Source organism: Mycoplasmopsis anatis (assembly GCF_900660655.1).
Classification (GTDB): Bacteria; Bacillota_I; Bacilli_A; order Mycoplasmatales; family Metamycoplasmataceae; genus Mycoplasmopsis; species Mycoplasmopsis anatis.
Genome location: NZ_LR215035.1, coordinates 286,301 through 307,021 on the forward strand (window position 1 = coordinate 286,301; position 20,721 = coordinate 307,021).

At 26.1% G+C, this 20,721-nt stretch carries 14 protein-coding genes; 9 read left to right on the top strand and 5 right to left on the bottom strand.

Translation table 4 applies throughout. The features are described from left to right. From EXC66_RS01255 to EXC66_RS01265, 3 genes are all read right to left on the bottom strand, one after another. Nucleotides 1-879, bottom strand: a complete 879-nt coding sequence (locus EXC66_RS01255) for a 5'-3' exonuclease (RefSeq protein WP_006886901.1) — start codon at nucleotides 877-879, stop codon at nucleotides 1-3. Then, entirely contained in the window at nucleotides 869-3,841 is a 2,973-nt protein-coding gene (gene dnaE / locus EXC66_RS01260; protein WP_006886902.1) for a DNA polymerase III subunit alpha, read from the bottom strand. Before dnaE ends, EXC66_RS01255 begins: the two co-directional genes overlap by 11 nt. 108 nt (nucleotides 3,842-3,949) lie before the next feature. Continuing rightward, nucleotides 3,950-6,430 (bottom strand): MAG1360 family OppF-related protein, encoded by a 2,481-nt coding sequence (locus EXC66_RS01265; RefSeq protein ID WP_006886903.1) that lies wholly within the window; start codon nucleotides 6,428-6,430, stop codon nucleotides 3,950-3,952. Between the two features lie 157 nt (nucleotides 6,431-6,587). On the opposite strand from EXC66_RS01265, the gene EXC66_RS01270 reads away from it, so the two are divergent. The 6 genes from EXC66_RS01270 to EXC66_RS01295 all read left to right on the top strand — a co-directional run bounded on the left by EXC66_RS01270 (nucleotide 6,588) and on the right by EXC66_RS01295 (nucleotide 12,619). Continuing rightward, nucleotides 6,588-7,265, top strand: a complete 678-nt coding sequence (locus EXC66_RS01270) for a potassium channel family protein (RefSeq protein WP_006886904.1) — start codon at nucleotides 6,588-6,590, stop codon at nucleotides 7,263-7,265. Nucleotides 7,266-7,394: 129 nt separating this feature from the next. Beyond that, nucleotides 7,395-7,826: a division/cell wall cluster transcriptional repressor MraZ gene (locus EXC66_RS01275; protein ID WP_112579143.1), complete on the top strand. Its 432-nt coding sequence runs from the start codon at nucleotides 7,395-7,397 to the stop codon at nucleotides 7,824-7,826. 2 nt (nucleotides 7,827-7,828) lie between these two features. Then, a complete protein-coding gene (gene rsmH / locus EXC66_RS01280) occupies nucleotides 7,829-8,734 on the top strand; it encodes a 16S rRNA (cytosine(1402)-N(4))-methyltransferase RsmH (protein WP_006886906.1) in 906 nt (301 codons plus the stop codon). An 18-nt stretch (nucleotides 8,735-8,752) separates the two neighbouring features. Next, complete coding sequence (locus tag EXC66_RS01285) at nucleotides 8,753-9,925, top strand: MAG3720 family protein (protein ID WP_006886907.1); 1,173 nt, start codon at nucleotides 8,753-8,755, stop codon at nucleotides 9,923-9,925. Nucleotides 9,926-9,939: 14 nt separating this feature from the next. Continuing rightward, complete coding sequence (gene ftsZ / locus EXC66_RS01290) at nucleotides 9,940-11,265, top strand: cell division protein FtsZ (protein ID WP_006886908.1); 1,326 nt, start codon at nucleotides 9,940-9,942, stop codon at nucleotides 11,263-11,265. Nucleotides 11,266-11,524: 259 nt separating this feature from the next. After that, complete coding sequence (locus EXC66_RS01295; protein ID WP_006886909.1) at nucleotides 11,525-12,619, top strand: zinc-binding dehydrogenase; 1,095 nt, start codon at nucleotides 11,525-11,527, stop codon at nucleotides 12,617-12,619. Between the two features lie 446 nt (nucleotides 12,620-13,065). Here EXC66_RS01295 and EXC66_RS01300 read toward each other — a convergent pair whose 3' ends face one another. Next, complete coding sequence (locus EXC66_RS01300) at nucleotides 13,066-14,814, bottom strand: coiled-coil domain-containing protein (protein ID WP_129622320.1); 1,749 nt, start codon at nucleotides 14,812-14,814, stop codon at nucleotides 13,066-13,068. A gap of 164 nt (nucleotides 14,815-14,978) precedes the next feature. On the opposite strand from EXC66_RS01300, the gene efp reads away from it, so the two are divergent. The 3 genes from efp (at nucleotide 14,979) to EXC66_RS01315 (ending at nucleotide 17,162) form a co-directional block, all read left to right on the top strand. Next, complete coding sequence (efp, locus tag EXC66_RS01305) at nucleotides 14,979-15,539, top strand: elongation factor P (protein WP_006886911.1); 561 nt, start codon at nucleotides 14,979-14,981, stop codon at nucleotides 15,537-15,539. 2 nt (nucleotides 15,540-15,541) lie between these two features. Continuing rightward, nucleotides 15,542-15,844, top strand: a complete 303-nt coding sequence (locus EXC66_RS01310) for an MMB_0454 family protein (protein WP_006886912.1) — start codon at nucleotides 15,542-15,544, stop codon at nucleotides 15,842-15,844. Between the two features lie 178 nt (nucleotides 15,845-16,022). Next, a complete protein-coding gene (locus EXC66_RS01315) occupies nucleotides 16,023-17,162 on the top strand; it encodes a hypothetical protein (RefSeq protein WP_006886913.1) in 1,140 nt (379 codons plus the stop codon). Nucleotides 17,163-17,262: 100 nt separating this feature from the next. On the opposite strand, the gene EXC66_RS01320 is transcribed toward EXC66_RS01315, so the two are convergent. After that, a complete protein-coding gene (locus tag EXC66_RS01320; protein WP_006886914.1) occupies nucleotides 17,263-20,664 on the bottom strand; it encodes a hypothetical protein in 3,402 nt (1,133 codons plus the stop codon). Nucleotides 20,665-20,721: the final 57 nt, after the last annotated feature.

A 20,721-nucleotide genomic window follows, 5' to 3' on the forward strand; every position in this document is an offset into this window, starting at 1 on the left:
TTAACTCATTTCTATAATATTTAATATTTGATTTAATTCTAATTCTTTAAGGGTTTTAGTCCCACTTTTATCCAATTTGAATTTATAATCATCATCATTTTTAGAAATTTCTTGAACTTGAGTGTTAATTATAGCTAATTTCTTACACACAATTCCACTTTCAATATCATTTTTTATCTTTAATGAAATAGAAGGTGATAAATTATTTAAATTTTGGAGAATATTTTCTAAACTACCATATTTATTAATTAGCTTAATAGCGGTTTTTTCGCCAATACCCTTTATTCCATGCAAATTATCTGAACTATCACCTGCTAGTCCTTTAAAATCTGGAATTTGAAATGGTTGTATTTCATAAATCTCTTTGAAATTATCATCAGTTATTATTGCATAATCTTTAATTTTATTATCCTTAAAAATTACTGTAGTATCTTTTGAAACAAGTTGTAATAAATCTTTATCTCTTGAGTAAATCATTTTTTGACCGCTTAAATTTTTTGAGAGGGTACCAACTAAATCATCTGCTTCATAACCTACTAATTCATTGTGTTGAATATTTAACTCACTCAAAATTTGTTTTACATGATTAAATTGAATAAAAATTTCTTCAGGAGCTTTTGAACGTCCATCTTTATATTCTGGGTAAATATCATGTCTTTTTGTTTTACCTGGAGCATCAAAAGCTATGAAAATATGTGTTGGATTTAATGAGTTTATTAAATTGAATAAAATCATAAAAAACATATGAGTTCCATTGGTTGGAACTCCTTTTGTGCTTGACATTATATATCCATTTGGTGAATATGTTCCATAAAAACTCTGGAACATTAAATAATTACCATCAACTAGTAAAATTTTGTTTTTTTCATTACTCTTCATAATATATTTCCTTGCAATCTAGAATTTTGAGTTTACCAGTGTAACTTCTACTTAATAAAAAGCTATAAATCTTATCTTTTTTAGGTATAGTTTCAAATTTTTTAAAATTATTTTCCACAACTCAAGCACTATCGGTTAAGGTTGAGTCCTTGATAGTAATCATCACTAAACCTCTACTAAAAATTTGTTTTACTTCTAAAACTAAAGCAGTAACTCAGTTCTCTGATTTATTAATTAGTTTGTTTAGTTTATAATTAGTTTCATAATTCAATGTTGGTACAGCATTATAAATATTACCCAAGAATTCATTTTCATTTTTAGATTCTTCTTGAAAATCAGCAGGTAGAACTTCAATAAAGTCTTCAAAGTAATTACCATCTTTATCAACTCTAATAACTTTATGTAAATCAATTAACTCTAAAATTCTTTGGTAAGTATCACCAGCGTAATCTTTTAGTGAACTAGAAAACATTTTTCAGAATTCTTTAAGAGTTTCGAAATAATTTAATAAAGTGTTTTGATTTCCAAATTCTCTAAATACACTAGATTTTATTAACACTTCAAAAACTGAGTCTGAAACACCTGAATTTCTTAATCTGAAGTAAGCTTCAGAAAAAGTGTTGTATTTTTTATAGAGCGCCCTGTCATATAATATTTTTTCTACTGCACTATTTCCTACTTTTTTTATTAATATAAATGGTAGGTATATACCATTTTTGGTCGCAACAGCTTCAAATGATGAATGATTAATTTCTGGTGAATTAACCTTAATATTTTGTTGAATACACTCTTCTACATACTTATTAACATCAGCTTGAGAACTACCTGAATTAGTAATTAATGCTTTATAGAAAATTTCTGGATATCTAACTTTGTAATATGCCATCTTGAATGTTATCATCGCATATGCTACTGCATGAGCTTTATTAAATCCATATGAAGCAAATTTTTCTATTTTATTATAAATGGTTTCACTAGTGTGTGGGTCAATATTATTATTTTTTGCTAAATCATTGAAGAAAGTTTTATACTGTTCCATTTTTAATAAGTCTTTTTTAGAAATGGTTCTTCTTAAAATATCAGCTTGTCCAAAACTCATTCCAACAAGTTTTTGTGCAATTTGCATAATTTGTTCTTGGTAAACAATAATTCCAAATGTTTCTCGAACTATTTCATCATAAATGGGGTGGATTAATTCGATTTTATTTGGATTTTTTTTATTTAAAGCATATTCTTTAATGTATTCCATTGGACCAGGTCTAAAAAGTGAAATGATAGCAAAAAGATCGTTGAAAGTGTCGATCCCAACATTTGAAATAGTGCGTTTCATTCCCGGACTATCAATTTGGAAAATACCTTGTGAAAGTGTTGAATTTAAGCACATTAATGTTTTTTGATCTGAATAGATATTTGGTGTTGTTGATGCTATATAATCAAAACAGTTTTCATAATTTAGGTCTTTTTCAATATTTTGAATTATAGTTAAAGTTTTTAAGCCTAAAAAATCTATTTTTATTAATCCAAATTTCTCAATATAGTCAAGAGTTAAGTCGACTTGATTTATTTTTTCAGTTGAAAATGAAATTGGCATAATATCAATTATTGGAGTATCAGATATAATAATTCCAGCTGGATGAACACCTTTTTGGCGAGGTAAACCTTCGATATTTTTTGATAATTCTAGTAATTTAGGATATTTTTCAATAGCTATTCTGAAACGAGAATTATTTTGATATCCTTCTTCAATACTTTGACCATCAGCAAGAGTTTTAGATATTTTATCAATTTCACTCAAGTTAATATTTAAAACTCTTCCAACATCCCGAATTGAGTTTTTAGCCCCCAGGGTTTGAAATGTTGTAATTAACGCGCAATTTTCAATTCCATATTTATCAACAATATAGTTTATTACTTCTTCTCTTCGATTATCCTGGATATCAATATCAATATCAGGTAAGCTGACACGTTCTGGGTTAAGAAAACGTTCAAAATATAAATTGTATTGTAAAGGATTAACCTCTGTTATTTTTAATAGGTATGAAATAAGAGAACCTGATGCACTTCCACGACCAGGTCCGACTGCTATTCCATTTTGTTTTGCTCAATTAACAGCATCAGCGATAATTAAAAAATAATCAATAAAATCTAGCTTTGAAATAGTTTCTAATTCATAATTAATTCTTTGGTTTATTATTTCAATTGAAAAATTCTTTAAGCTTAAAATTCTGTCATTTAAACCTCTATCAATTAATTCGATAATTTTTTTGTATGATTCTTCTCTAGTTTTAAATAGCTTAGCAATTCTAGGTTTATTTGATGGAAATTCAAGGGAAATTTGTGAAACTAAATTTAAGGTATTATCAATTACTTTCTGATCTAATCCATTTTGATCAATTTCAAAATAATCACTATTTTGAAAAATTAGCTCAGCATTAGTACTTGAGTTTATTTTACGTAATGTAATTAAAGTTTCAGTTTCACTACTAAAGAGCATTTCTCTAGTTGGTGCATAAATTGTGTTTTCAAAAATAGCCACTTTATTGTTATAGTAAAAATTAGTTAATTTTGGTGCAGCAATTTTATTAGCAAAAAACCCATTCTCCAAATGATCAATAACAAAAATATCATCAGATTCTAACATTTCGACGGTTATGGTAACAGCTTTTGAAATTAAGTAATTTATTTGATAAATTTTATGCAATCCGTCTTTATTTTTTGCATGCAAAATTACTTTAACTCCATTTAACTCAATTTCCAAACCAATCAAAGGAGTAATTTTATATTTTTCACATAAACTTAAAAAATGACCTAAACCATATAAACTATTTTTGTCGGTTAGAGCTAAAAACTTAGCGTTTTTTTTAGCCGCCAATTTAAATAGTCTTTCTAGTCTAATGGTTGAGTTTAAAAAAGAATATTCAGAATTTGAATGTAAAAAAACAAAAGGATTATTATTTAACATATCTATATTTTAATTCAGTTTAACTATTTTTATATGAATATAAAAATATTTATATGTGTAAAGTGCAAAATAAACCATAAAAAAATGGACAGATGTCCATAATTATTTTTATTCTATGTCTTCATCAATAAAATGATTAGTTTTATTAACAGAATCAATTTCAGTATTTGAAGCTTGTTTTCATAATTTTAAGTTAGTGTAGTCCATATTGAATAAGTTTGATTTAGATATAACTTTTTTATTAACAGGATCATACGAAGTCATTGAGGTTTCTAAGTTTTCATTTTGAATCTTGTAAAATTGATCGATCTCTTCAGATTCAAAAGTTATACCACTAACCTTATCTAAATTAGATTTAACTTTAAGTGTTTCGATATTGTTTCAAGAAGTTCATTTTTGATAATTTTCAAAATTTGCATATAAATAGTGTTTTTTATCTTTGTCAATTTCATAAACTTCTGAATAAATTCAAGAGTAATCATCATTATGATCTTTAATAAAGTTTAAATCTGTTTCAGATAGAGCATGTTTAGAATAAGGGTGCTTTGAATTATTAATTAACTCTTGAACTTCACCAGACTCAACCAATGTATTTCTGCAGAAAATATGTACAGTATCACAAATTTTCTTAACTAATTTTACATCAGCTGTAACTAGTACGTAACTAAGCGAATACTCATTAGAAATTTTATTTAATACTCTAATAAATTCAAATCTAGTTTCATTATTATTTTTATCAAAAGTATCTTTAATGAATAAAACTGATGGATTATTCAATACTAATTTCAATAATTTAAGCTTAATTTTACTAATAACTTTTAACTTATCATATGCAGTTAAATACTCTCCAAAGTTAACAGAAATATAACTCATTGAATCAATAATTTTTTTTATAATTAAAAAAGTTCTGCTAAATTGATTGATCGTTTGATTTTTGTTCATAATAAACGCAAAAATAGAGTTAGCAAATTCGCCAATTGTTTCATTTTTTTCATATTTCTTAATGTTTTCAACATTACGGATTAGTTCGTAATTATCATTAAATTCATTTCTACGAGAATTAGAATTTTGCCTCTTTTTGATTGATTCATTAATTATAGCTAAATTGTTAATTTGGTGTCTAATCACCTCGTTATTACTATATATAAATCTTTTAATTTTTCTTTGAAAGTTTTTAAGTGTTGTTTGGAATAACTTATTTGATGAGTATTTATTTCAGCGATCTTCAGCTTGATTTAATTTTATTCATGCATCAAATTTGTTTTGTTCAACTATTTTGTTAAAATCTGGAACTTTTTCAAATTTGATTTTGTTTAAGTTCTTGATTTTTTCTTTTTTGCTTTCAATGATTTTAACTATTTCATGTTTATTTTCCACAGAAGTGTTACTATAGTTAACAAAACTGTAATAGAATTGTTGTTTTATTGCCTTTTTAATTTTTAGCTTAGTTCATTTTCGTCCCGGCTTATTCAAACTATTTAATGTATTATTGATAAACATTTTTGATTGTAATATCAAATCACTAAAAATTTCGGTAATTTTATTTTTTTCTAAATAACATAAACTATATTTATTTTTAGCTCATATTCAATAAAGTTTTTTAGTCATTAATAACTCTTTGTATAAGTCTAAATTTTCGATGCTTAATTCGGTTACATAAGACATTTTCTCTTTTATGATCAAAATTGATTTTTGCAATTTATATTGCAAATAGTTCATATATTTGATGTTGTTGTTTTTTGTGTTTTTAAGTAGTTTTTTATAAAAGTCAATTTCTAGATTTATATCACGAATAATGAAGTTATTCTCAACCTTTTTAATCGAAGAGTTATTAATGTCATTAATGTATTTAAGCCTTATTTCTACATTTTTGATTTGTTCGCTTTCAGCAATTGAATCAGGACTTTTTTCTCTTTCAATTAGTTGATTATAAACATTAAAAATTTCTTGATATAACTTAAAGTAAAATTCAAGAGAATCTCTTTTGTGTTCTTCTAGTAATTCATTAATATTTAAAATAGTATTACTAAAATCTGCTTCATTCATTAAGAATCAGTCATTTTTAATTTTTTTGGCATAGTTACTTAATTCACGAGAGAAGTTTTGATTTTCAGGAACAATTTTTTCAAGATAGAAGTGCAAAATCCTAAAAATTTGACTCTTAAATTGAATTTCATATTTTTTTGTGATCTCTTCAAAAGTTCTAAATTCATTTGGGTTAATATTAATGTTTTTAAAGCCCATATTTCAAATATCATAAATAGGAATCTCTGTATCTCTAATTTCAAGTTCATCTAAGTCAAAGAATTCAACTTTAGAAAAAATTTGCTTATTTCTGTATTCGATTTCTTCTGTCAAGGATTTAACATCATGAGAAGTATTTAAAAATGTAGTATAAGGATTACTCTTAAATCTATCTCAAAATTTACTATTTCAGAAAGTTGACTCTTTTGGATTGATCAAAATTGCACTTCTTTCTCTATAATAAATTGGCAAATACGGAATGCAAACATTATTAGCAACTCCATTTTCTAAAACGTGAATAAAAAAGTTTTCGACCTCAAAAATTTTCTTTAAGTTTTTTTGCATATTTATATTTTATAAAATTTAATTGCTTTTGTTAGATTAAGCATTTAAAATTTATGTTTAAGTTATTGGTTTGATTTTATATTTAATAAATCGTAGTTTCTAAATTAACTAATATAACTAGAATTTGTTAAAATTACATTAATGTATTGAGGTAATTATGGTAATTAAACATAAGAAAGATATTTGTGTTATTGGACTTGGAAGATTTGGGCAAGCTGTTGTTTCTCAACTAATTAAGATGAACAAGAGTGTGTTTATAATTGATGCTAAAGAAGACAATGCAAAAATATTTGATAATGAAGTTCAAAGAATTGCTATTGCAGACGCAGCAGATATGAAAGCACTAAAATCAATGAATATCGAACAGATGGAAACAGTTGTTGTTGCCTGTCCGGATAATATTGAAATAGTGGCAGCTCTATTAGAACTTAATATTAAAAATATTATTGCTCGAGCTACTAGCGCTAGACATGCTAGGGTATTAAAACAAATTGGTGTAACTCAAATAATCAGACCTGAACATGAATCAGGAATTAGAACAGCATTAATTGCAGCTAATGAAAACTTAATTCGTTTTTCTGAAAATTTACAAGAACTCAGTGATAACTTTGTAGTAGGTACAACTACAATTAAGAACCCTGATTTATCTAAAATGAAAATTAAAGATTTGGATTTTAATAAAAGAAAAATTACTATTATTCTTATTAAAAGAAACGGTAGAGTTTTAAGACCTAGTGGGGATGTTGAATTAGAAATTGATGATATTGTTTCACTTGTGGGTGAAGTTAGTGATGTTACAGCAGGTTTAGGTTGATTAAATCAACAAGGTAAATAAATTTACACAGCAACTTTATGAAAAGTTTTCATATAAGTTGCTGTTTTTATTTTTTAATCAAAAAATTTTCAATATTTTTACAAAAAAATATTAAATCATGTAAAATAGTGGTGGATAGTGGGAGGAAGTGTGTTCGGTACAGTCGAGAGAAAAATTGATGATAAAAATCGTATTGTACTTCCAACAAACTTTAGAGATTTGTTAGGAAGTGATTTTTATCTTACTATTGGTTTTGACGGTAATGGTGAACTTAGAAGTAAAGAGAACTTCATCGAATATACTAGAACTATTGAACAGCAAAGTATGTTTAACAAAAATGCAAGAGCTCTTCGCAGAAGTATTCTTGGGAGAGCTATAAACATAACGCTTGACTCTTCTGGTAGATTTCTATTACCAAAGAACATATTAGAAAACTTAGCTATCCAAAAAGATGTAGTTTTTGTTGGAGTAGGATCAATAGTTGAAATTTGATCCAAAGAACGCTACGATGAATTTGAATCAACTTATGATGATGATACAATTTCACAAATCGCACAAGAATTATCTAACCTAGAAAGTTAATTATGAATCAGAATTTACATTATTCAGTTCTTTTAAAAGAAACTATAGAGAGTTTAAATATAAAAGAAGATGGAATTTATGTTGATTTAACACTTGGCATGGGTGGTCACTCAGCTGAGATTCTCAAAAGGTTAAATAAAAATGGTTTCTTGATTGCTTTTGATAAAGATGACTTCGCAATTAAAAAAGGAAGCGAAGTTCTTAGTCAAATTAGTGATCGCTTTGCTATTATCAAAAGTGACTTTAGATATATTAAACACGAATTAGCAAAACTTGGTATTACACAAGTTGATGGAATCATAGCAGATTTAGGAATAAGTTCTCCTCAAGTTGATGATGCCTCACGTGGTTTTAGCTACAATAAAGATGCAAAACTTGATATGCGTATGGATCAAGAACAAGGTCTTGATGCTCATTATATTGTTAATAATTATACTGATGTGCAATTAGCCAACATCTTCACAAAATACGCTGATGTAAAACTTGCTATGCGAGTTGCGAAGGCAATTGTAAAGTGTAGACCAATTGATACAACTTTAGAATTAGTTGATGTTATAAAGAGTGCATATCCCGCTGCTCTACTTAGAGCAAAAAATCCTGCAAAAGCAGTATTCCAAGCTTTACGAATTGAAACTAACAGTGAATTCGAGTCGCTTGAACTCATGCTTAAAGATGCTGTTGCTTTATTAAAAAACAACTCATCATTAAGTATTATTACTTTCCACTCTTTAGAAGATCGTATCGTTAAGAATTTTTTTAAAGATTTGATTACAAGCAATCTTCCAATTAAGATGCCGATTATAGAAGAAAAAAAATATACTGCCAAACAGATAATTCCTTCACAACGTGAACTAGAAGAAAATAAACGCTCACGAAGTGCTAAATTAAGAATTTTAAGCAAGATTTAACTTGGAAGGGAGGTGGTTATGAGAAAATATTTTTTAGATTTTAGAGTTAGTAAAAATTATATTAGTTGAACGGTTCTGGAAGACTGTGATACTAAACAAAAAACAGTTAGAGCTACTGAAAAGTTAATTCCAGTTAGCTCTTCAGATATCTCTAATATGTTTAGCTCAATTAAAAAATATATTAATAATCTCCCTTTGAATAAAAATGTTATCACTAATGTAATTTTCAATGATGATGTGCTAAGTAATTTAGAAATTAAACTTGTTGAAACACATTACTTGCAAGAATGTTTTTCAGCAGATAAAAGTGTTAAGGACAATTTAAGCTTACAATTATCAAAGCATTTTCATGATAGTGAATACATACCTGTAACAATAAGTAGCTACCGATACTTAGCTCACCAAAAAATTTCAGTCAAGGAATACTTGCAATTCCCTCTTAATAAGCAATTTGATAAATTAATTTCAAAAAACTCTGCATTTGTTACAACAGATATAGAGTCGCTCAACAATATTCAAAAATTATTTGAATATAACTTTGATAAAGTTAATTACTTTATTAAAACTCAGTCATTAGCAAATAATTATAAAGAATTTGACGGATTTAACTTATTATTGGACACTGAAGATTCATACTCGTCACTTTCACTTGTTTACAATGGTGCTATCATTAAATATAAACGTTTATCCGTGGGTATGGATAAAATTTATGAGATGATTAATCAAAATTCAAAAACAAGTAAATCAAATACTGATATTCAAAATATTATTCGTTATCTAACAAGAAATAAAAACTTTAACATTCTCGATGAGGGAGTGGTGTCCATCAAAGAAATGCTTGAAGAATTTGCTTCATGTTATATAAAGTTAATTGAAGAATTTCTCTCATGTGATGAATTGAAGAATCAAAAAATCAATGTGTTAGCCTTAAGTGGTGTTTTGGCTAACATAATTGAGACCAAATTGAATCCATCAACTTTCAATCTTAATAAAGTGCACAATTTATATAAGGATAATTCCGAAAGTATATTCTTAAATAATGATATTGCTATTTTACAATCGAATATAATGACTAAACTTGATGAAGAAGATCAAAACAAAACAGTTAATACGATTACTAACAGAATTAATAACGAGATCAATCCGCGTAAATCATTTTTAAATAAAATATGATATGCAATTACTAAATAAATATTGGAGAAAACATGCAAGAAAACAACGCACAACAAGAAATTAAAAAATCAAATTTCTACAATCCATTTGACGATAATGTGGTTGAAGAAAGTAAAAAAGACGATTTAGATGAACAGTTAATTAACGAAAACACTGCAAAAATTAAATTAAAAGTTATCGGAATCGGTGGTGCGGGTAATAACGCTGTTCAGATGATGGAATTAGAAAAATATCCTTCAGTTGAATTTATTGTAGCTAATACTGATGCACAAGCACTTGCAAAAAACAAATGTCCAAATAAACTTGCACTTGGTAAAGAATCTCGTGGATTAGGTGCTGGTAGTGATCCAGAAGTTGGGCAAGCAAGAGCAAAAGAAAGCTCTCGTAAAATCGAAGAAAAAATCAAAGATGCAGATGTAGTTATTATCACAGCTGGTCTTGGAGGTGGTACTGGTACAGGTGCTGCCCCGGTTGTTGCTGAGATTGCCAGAAATAATGGTGCTCTTACAATTGCAATTGTAACTACACCATTTTCAACAGAGGGTAAAAAACGTACAAGAATTGCAAAAGAAGGTATTGAAAAACTTAAAGAAAAAGTTGATTCATACATAGTCCTTTCAAACGAAAGATTGTTACAACAATATGGTGATGTTCCTATTGATGATGCTTATACAAAATCGAATGTATACCTCAAAAATATCATTAATACCATACATGATATTCTTTATAGAATAGGTACAATTAATATTGACTTTGCTGATATGCGTAGAATTCTTGAAAAATCAGGTCTAACACTTATAGGATTAGGACAAGCATCAGGAAAAAACCGTGCAACCAAAGCGGTGGAAAAAGCATTCCAAAATAACTTATATTCAACAGAAATCTGTGGAGCTGAAAGATTCTTAATTAACATTCAATACGATAAGTCTGCAACATTAAACGAAATTAAAACTGCTGTAGATGAAGTTAATAAATTCTTAAATACAAATAGTTCAATTGATGAAGATGACATTATTATTGGTCAAGAAAGAATCGAAGGTGAAACTGACTTATTTAAAGTGTCAGTTATTGCTGGGCGTGTAATTGAAAGAAAAGATGTTGAAGCTGTAAAAGTTTCAACAAATCAAAATACAAATCTTGAAAATAATGGAATCGATATTATAAATAGTTTAAACTCAGAAAATCAAACTGAGTCACAATTAGAAGAAGTTAAAGATGAAAATGAACCATTAATTTACGACACATTAGAGATCAAAGATGATTCTGATAGTCAAGATAGTGAATTTAATTCAAACTTCTTAGATCTAGATGAAGATGAAACAAAATTTGACGAATCAAAAGTTGATAACTGATTTTAGATAGTCGATGTTAGAAGAGTACTTTGATCAAAGTAACTTAAAATTCATGAAATTTTGACAGCACCTATTAGGTGCTTTTTCATTTTAAAATATAAAATAATATATATTAATATAGAAAATAAAATTAGGTTTTATATGAATCTATTAAACTATTAAGAATGAAATAAATTCCATATTATATATGCAAAAAGTGGAAGTTATACCTTTTGTAAATTAATTTATTTATAATTTAAATGTATATTTTAATGAAAGGAATTTTATGAAATCAATTAGTTTACCAAAAGAAATGAAAGCTTTAGTTTTTCAAGCTAAAGGAAAAATCGAAATAGTTAAAAAACCTGTTCCTCAAGTTGGACCAAACGACCTTTTAATTAAGGTTACAACAACAACAATTTGTGGTACAGACATTCACATTAAAAAAGGTGAATACCCAGTTGTTCCAGGATTAACAATTGGACATGAATCAGTTGGAACAGTAGCAGCATATGGAGATAATGTTACTGGATTTGAATTAGGTGAAAGAGTTCTTGCTGGAGCTATTACACCTAGTGGATTCACTGCAGCTTGTCAATATGGACAAGGATCACAAGATGGTATTGGTGAAGTGCATGGGTATAAAGCTACAGCTGGATGAAAATTCGGAAACATCGAAGATGGATGTCAAGCTGAATACGTTTTAGTTAAAAATGCTATGGCTAACGTCGCAAAAATCCCATCAACTTTAACAGATAAACAAGTTTTAATGTGCCCTGACATTCTTTCAACAGGAATTAAAGGTTCAGAAAATGCTGACATCGTTTTAGGAGATACTGTTGTTCTTGTTGCTCAAGGGCCTATTGGTCTTAGTGCAACAATTGGAGCTAAATTATTAGGAGCTTCTACAATTATTGCTGTTGATGGTGAAGATGCTCGTTTAGAAATGGCTAAAAAATATGGTGCTACACACACAATTAACTTCAAAAATAAAGATGTAGTTGAAGAAGTTAGAAGAATTACAAATGGTCGTATGGCTGATGCGGCTGTTGAATGTTTAGGACTTAACTCAACATTCCAAACATGTTTAAAAGTTTTACGTCCTGGAGGTAAACTATCATCAATCGGAGTTTACTCTGAAGATTTAGTAATTCCACTTGACTCATTTGCAGCAGGTCTTGGAGATCACCAAATTAAAACATCATTATGTCCAGGTGGATCAGAAAGAATGCGTCGTTTAATGCAATTAATCGAAAACGGAATGATTGATACAACAAAACTTGTTACACATGAATATGATTTCGATAACATTGTTGAAGCTTACGAATTATTTGAAAGCCGTAAAGATGGTGTATTAAAAATTGCTGTAAAAGTAAGTTAATAATAATTATCATATGAAACAACCTTTATGGTTGTTTTTAAATTAAATTTCAAGCTTAATATATACCTAAATTATTATTATTGCACAAAAAAATGCAGAGAATATCTCTTCTGCATTAGTTCAAATTAGATTTAACTATTTGTTTTTATACTTATTTTTAATTAATTTTGTTGTTGTATATATTAGACCTATACCTAAAATAATTGAAATGATTAGGAAAATTATTCATAAAACATTTTTTATACCTAATTGTTTGTGATTGTTAGACAACCTAGTTTGCAATTCATTATTTTTTGTTTCTAAATCTGTTGTTTTATTAACTAACTCTTGTTTTTCTTTTTCTAATTTATTACTTTTGTCAACTAGTGTATTATTTGCTTTCGATAATTCATTGTTAGAATCTTTGAGGTTATCTAGTTGATTATTCTTTTCATTTATTTGATTGTTTAATTCATTTTTTCTAAATTAAACTCATTTAAGCTACTTTCTAAATTATTTTGAAGAGTTTGATTTTTAGATTTGAGTTGTTCATTTTCGCTATTTTTTTCTTCAATTTTTGCATTTAGCTTATTGATTTCTTCGATTTTTTCATTATATTTATTATTTGCTTGTTGAAGCTCATTTTTAATTTTAGAAAGTTGATCAATTGTATTTTTTAAGTTATTTTCAAGTTCTTTGATTCTCTCATTTTCCTTATCTGAATTATTTGAATTATTTGTATCATTTGAAAGTGATTTTAATTCAGTAACTTGTTCCTCAAGTTTAGTTAAAAATAAGAGTGTTTTTGCCTTTTTATATATTAAATCGTTAATTAATGATTCGTCCTTATTAAGTAGGTCATTTTTAATTTCTAAATCAAAACCAGCATTTCATTGATTATTTTTGAATAAAGTGTATAAAAGTTCTTGTTTTAATGGGTAATAAGTAAATCCACCAATTTTTTCATTTAGTTTTCTAGTAATTAATTTATCTAGCGATTCAATAATTTTCACAACTTTTTCTTGACGTTCAGTCAAATAACTCTTAATTGAATCGTTATCTTGTTTTGTAAAGAACTCACTTAAGAATTGAACATTATTATTTTTTCTGCTTTCAATTCTTTCATTAGTTCAATAATTTGACAAGTCGATTTTGTATTCATTTGTTCCATCAAATGAAGAACCCAAATAAAGTTTTCAATCACCATTTTTTCCGCTTGAACTATACACTCTAAGGTTTTGTTCGATTGTTTTATGTTCTTCGGATTCTTTATTGATTAGATTAATATTTTCAGCAATAAAGAATAAGTTTTGTGCAAATGCTTCTAAGATAAACAATCTCATATTCTCAGCAACTGCTTCAAAGTTATCATTAAACATTTGGATATATTGTTTAAGCATCTCTCTATTATTTTCGCCATTTTTAATTTCACTGGTTAATTCAATTTTAATTTTTTCATCATCACTAATTCAACCTATTCTAGCATTTTCATAATTAGACTTTTCATTGTAAAATAAAGACTTAATATTCGAGCCTTGTCCTTCAGGATAGAATATTGATGTATTTGATCTATAAGGTCAAGTTACTAAATATTTATCTTTAGACTCATCTTCAACATAATCATTAAAAACATTAAATCTATAGAACTTTTTATAATATTCCTTTAATTTATTGTGAGTTTGTTCTTTATTTTTATTTATTATATCTGTTTCATTCCTATTATAATTTGGCCAGTAATAAAATCACTGAATTATAGAAAAACCATAATTTGCTACATATGTACTAAGACCTATATTATCTATCCTACTAATAACTTGATCATTTAATAAATCTTGTGATCTAGCATAAACTTCATCGATTAATTTTCTATAACTTCAATAACAAAAATCATCATATTCTTCTTGTGTCAGTTCTTGATTCGAATCAAGTTTATCATAGTATTTTTTAGTTTCGTTAGATGTTTTTAGTTTTTCTTTATATACATCATATTTATTTTTATTATTAATATCAAACAAATTTTTAAATATAATTTTTTCTAAACCAAATTCTTTAGCTTTACTGATATTTTGCTCTATAAAATTTTCCACATCTTTCTTATTATATGTTGTTTTTTCTGTAGTTGTGGTTGTTTCAACACTTGCTGAAATAGTTGTTAATGTAACTATAGGAAAAATTGCATTACCAACTAGTAAAAATTTTTTATTTATTTTTTTCATATTTTCCTTATTAAATATTTTTAATATATTTTATCATTATTATTTTTTAGTAAAATTATTACACAAAATAGAATGAATAAAAAATGTGTATGAACATATAGTTTAATACTTAAATTTTTTTATTCTTTTATGTATAATATTTAAAAATATTTTAAGGAGTAAAAATGATTAATGTTAATGAATTTAAACCAGGTATAACATTTCAAGATGATGGCGATATTTTTGTTGTTTTAGAAGCACAACACTCAAAACAAGGACGTGGACAGGCTAACGTTAAAGCTAAAGTTAAAAACTTACGTACTGGTTCTACAACAATAAAATCATATACTGGTGGTGATCGTGTTAAACCTGCTCATATTGACAAAAGAAAAATGAATTACTTATACAATGATGGTGAGCATATTATTTTAATGGATAATGAAACATATGAACAAGTTGAAATTCCTCTTAAAAATGTTGAATGAGAATTAAATTTCTTAAAAGAAGGAAGCGAAGTTCAAATTCGTGTTTTTGAAAATGAAGTTCTTGATGTTGAACTACCTATAAATGTTGAGCTAAAGGTTACTGAAGCTCCAGATGCTGTTAAGGGTAACACAACAACAAACCCACAAAAGAAAGTAATTTTAGAAACAGGGTTTGAATTAGAAACACCTATGTTTGTTAAGGAAAATGACGTTATTATCGTTTCAACTGAAACTGGAAAATATGTCGGAAGAGCTAATTAGTAATGAATTTTGTAACTGTGGATTTTAATTTAAATCAATTTTTTTCAGTACAAGAAAGTGCATTTAAGGAAGTTATTAAGTACAGCTTTTTAAAAACAAAAACTGTAAAATTGGTTAATGAACCCAGAATTAGCTTTGAATTTGACAAAATGAATATTCACATTTTTTTGGAAATTAAAGTTAAATCTGATATTGAAATTGATAATTCTATTAAAGAAATTACTAAAAATATTGAGCAAGGTATAACAAATTTAATTGATACAAAACCTAAAAATATACAGTTTAATATAGTAGGATTTTTATAATTTATATAATAAAATTTTAATCTAAATACTAAAAGTTGATAATTTTTTAGACATCAAGGCAGATTGTTTTGATGTCTTTTTTACTTCAATTTTAATAAAAGTTACCCTTTCAAAAGGTAGAAATTTACACTAAAATTGTTAATAATTACAGACCAAAAAATCAATTTATAGCTAAACTATGACACAAAAAGTTGTTCAAATTAAATTAAAATACATTTATACACCTAATAATTTATCAAAATTCAAAAATCAACAGCCTATTAATGTAACTAAAAATGTTAGAATTCTATTTAATACAATTAATGATATTAAAATAGCTTCGGGAACTTCAAACTTATTCTATCAAGAAAAAAATGGTAAACTTGTTTACGGTGAAGAAGCTAAGGTTGAAATTCTTGATTTAGCTTCTTCTGGTCTTATGGATGTTGCCGAGTCAAAAAGCGATCCTATTGGATTTGTATATAACAAATTTAAAGCTAATGTTTTAAACTCTAAAGAGAAATTAATTATTACACCAGAAATAAGAAAAACATCAGCTTATAAAAATTCTGAGCTAGCTTACATGGTTGATATTCAAACGCAAACAAATAACAGTTTAGACCAAAATATTTCAACTTCAGCACAATATGAAAATCGTTATACAATTATCTTTGGTGATGATAGTGATAAAACTATTAATATTATTAATGTAATGCCGGGTAATTTTGATAATAATTTTAGTAATGACAATACTTGATTTTTAGCTGAATACGGTGGAATTGTTGAAAGAAATGATCTAACTAAAGCTATGCCAAACGCTTTAATAAACTATATTAGAATCAAATTAACCAATGACTCAAACAAGATGTATGCTCACATCGACCATTTACAAAACGCTTATGTTTCTAAGGTTTATAACTTTGAATGAATCCCAGGACAAGATTTTGATATTTATGATAGACCAGGAGGTTCAACAAGCATTCAAGGTTCTACTCGTATAGTTTGAACTCCAGATAAATTAGCAAAATATGTTGTATCTAACTATAAAAGTGTATTATACAATGAAAACGATAGACGTCTTTACACCACCCAGGAAGATGGTAATTACGGTACTCAATATACTAGACCACTTATTCAATCCAATATTGTAATTTTACCTACAGATAGTCGAAGTGAAGCTGAATTACTTAAAAATGGAAGTAAACATAAAGACTTTAACTATCGTTCTGGAGCAATTTACATCACTAATGGAAGATTAAGTAATAACTTAACAGTTAATCAATCATCAGTAATCTTTAACTCTGGAATTGAAAACTTTAAGTTTAACTTTAGAAAATAAAATGATCAGCAAGGGTATCCTTGCTGTTTTATTTTGCTAAAAACTGTTAATTAAAAATTCATGCAATTTAGCATGAATAATGTTTATAACATATTCGAAATTAACCTATAGAAGCTCTTGTGCTAGAGGTATAAAATTTAACTTCATTTTCTGTTTTTCAAATCACAAATAATGGAATGCTTTGAAGTTGATTTGCATCAGTGTTAGTTATATTTAACTTTAATGAATCATTAATATATATCTTAAAGTTAAATATACCTTGGAAATTTGCTAAAAATGGATATCTTCCTATAATGTTATATTCTTTTCCTATTGTAGATAAATCACCTTGGTTACTATTTAAAATATATGGTTTGGTATTGTTTGAATTAAATGTAAATACAAAAGAAACCTTATCATTTTGATTAAGTGTAAATTTATTGCTGTATGTTCTAGAGTTTAAAACAGTATCAAAGAATGAACCACCTAGAGAAGTAAATTTGTAATCTGTTAAATTTCTATTTGCTACTGCATTAAAACGATATGAGAAAGAACCTTTATCATCAAAAGTTTTAATGAATTCTTCGCTGTAAGCTGTAAAATCATTTGGTTTATTGATAAAATTTGCATTATTAAATAATTTTAAAAACATAATTCACATTCCATCAGAGTATGAAATATTTTTATTGTCCAAAACAGTTTTGCCTATTGAATTATTTCAAAATGAGTCAAGAACTTTTTGAATCTCATTTATTGATCCAGTATATGAGTTGGTTAATCTTAGATTTGAAATAAAATCATAGTTTTCAATGCTGTTTGAATTTTTAACTTCCGCTTTTTCAACTCTTTCATCTTTTGTAAATCTAATGATATTGTTAGGTTTTAAGCCAACTGAGTTATTTTCGTCTTGATTATATCTTAAAACTATTCTTAATTCTGATTCAAAGGTTGATGTATTAAGTGTAATAATACCATTAAATCAATCTATTTTATTTTCAGGCAATGATTCAAAGCTCTTTGATAAATCAGAAGCTAAACCAAATTTATATCTAAATAAAATATTATGAGTTTTAAGGTATCTTAAATCATAAGTTTTATTATTGTAACTAATTTGTACTTTTATTTTAATATCTTGCCCAGGTTTTAAATAGTAAATGTTGTCTATTTTATCTAAATTCACTACAGTAGCAACTAGTGATATATTTTTATAATTAGTTGGAATAGTTTTAACCTCGTTAATAAACTCATTTATCGACGCTTCAAGCACGTTTAAGTCTTGAATTGAATTTTTGTTTGTTTCATATTCAAATAGTTGATCCTTAAAATTCTCAACATAGTAATTTTTATTAGATAATTCTTCAAGTCTTATCTTTAGTTCATCAATTTTATTTTTAAGCTCATTATTATTGTTTTGATTATCATCAGTTTTTGGGATTAAAATAGTTTCAATATCGGCTAAATTATTCTTTAGTTTAGTTAACTCATCAATGACTGTATCTAGACTATTAAATAATTTAATTTTTTGATTTTCATAGGATACATCTTTCAATGATTCCCTTTGAATGAATTTCTCTTTAGATTCATCCGTTGCATTATTGAATTTATCTGTTGTTTTGATTATTGAAATATTTTTTAAAATATCAAGTAATTCTTTATTTAATGTTTGAATACTACTAAGTTTGTTTTTGAACATTTCTAATTCTTGGTAATTAGTAACTGATTCAATTAAAAATTCTAATTTTTTAATCATTTCATTTGTAAAAATACCATCTGATATAACAGCTTCTTTTAATTCTTTCTTTTTATTATTCAAAATATCTTCATCAGTATCTTCCAAAGTATCTTCAATATTTAACATTTTATTTATAGTTTGATCAATTTCACTATTAGTAGTGTCGAATGTCTCGAATGTTATTAATTTAGAGTTAAGTAAAATTGCTGAAAAATTATTGAATATTGAATCAAATTTTTCTTGTTTTTCAGGAGAAGCATTTCTATATTTATCCGAGTTTTTTATTTCGCTAATTTCATTAAAACGTTCGATTAACCTATTGATATTCTTATTTAATTTAATTATATCTTCGTTAAAAGTCTTAAACTCATTGTATCTTGTTAAATTATTTACTAGAATATTTAATTTATTATTGATTTCATCAGAAACTTTTAAGTTATTAATGTAATTAGTTATAGCAGTTTTAGCAAATTCAATTCTTTTGCTACCATTAAAATTATTCTTTAATTCAGTTAATTTACTTTTGATTTCATCAAGATTTATCTCCATATTAGTTAATTTTTTCTGATCAAAGTAATTTGAATATTTATTATATAATTCATCAAAATCTTCTTTATTTTCACTATCTAGATAATTTATATCAACTAATTCATTTTTTAATTCATCCAAAAACTCTATTATCGATCTAGCTTTATTATTCAGTGTCTCAGCTTGATTAAAAATTAAATTTAAATCTTCTACATCTGTCATTTTTTGTATATAAGAGTTTTTAATTTCATCAGAAATATATTCTAATGATTGAATCATTTCCTTGAACTTTCTGAACTTATCTTCACTATAAATTGCATTAATTACTTTTGCTATTTTGTTATTAAATTCAACATCTATTTGTTTAATTTCATCAATATCTTGTGCCTCTAAATCAATTTGATTAATTCAATTTTCAATATCATTTAATTTTTCTAATATTGTAGAATTGTTGCTATTTTCATTTTTTAATTCAGATAAGTGTTCTTTATTTTTAAAAATTTTATTTAATGATAAATTAAATGCATTTTTAATGAAACTGATTTGTTCGTTGTATTGATTTATGTATGAATTAATTTCATTTTTAATATCTTTTAACTTATCTAAATTTTTTGTTTCTATATTTAAAGTTAATATAACTAAATTTTCATTAAAAGATTCATTAACAAAAGCATATCTGTTGAGTTGATTGGAATTAATCATTTGGACTAGTTTATTCTTTAATGTATCTATATCACTAAGTAATTTATTCATATCATTTTCACTAGATATGAATGTATTAATTTTATTTATTTGATTTGCTAAATTTAAGTTGAATTCTTTTATTGTTTCTATATTAAAGTTAATTTGTAAATTCAATAAGTTATTAGACTCATTGAATAACTCAGTTTCGCTAACAATATTGTTAATTAATTCCTTTAGTGTAGTTACATTGTTGTTAATTTCAGGACTTAGTTCCTTAGCAATTTCAATAGTTTTGTAAAAATTATCAATATCTACATTAATTTTTTGAATATCAAGCTCATCTTTATTATTATTTTTTAATATCTCATTAATTAAGTTTAATGATTGACTTTTGTATTTACTAAAATATGAATTATTAAATACGTCGTCATTTTCAATTAATCTTTTGATTTGACTAAATCTTTCAAAATTCTTTTCAGAAGTTCTTCTTGTCCCTAATATAACCCCTGTGGCAATTGATGCTGTAGTTACAAGTGCCGCTGAAACAAAGGAAAATATTATAATTTTTTTCTTCTTCATAAGCATCTCCTTAATTTTGATAAATATCTTATTTATTTTATTTTAATTCTTATATAT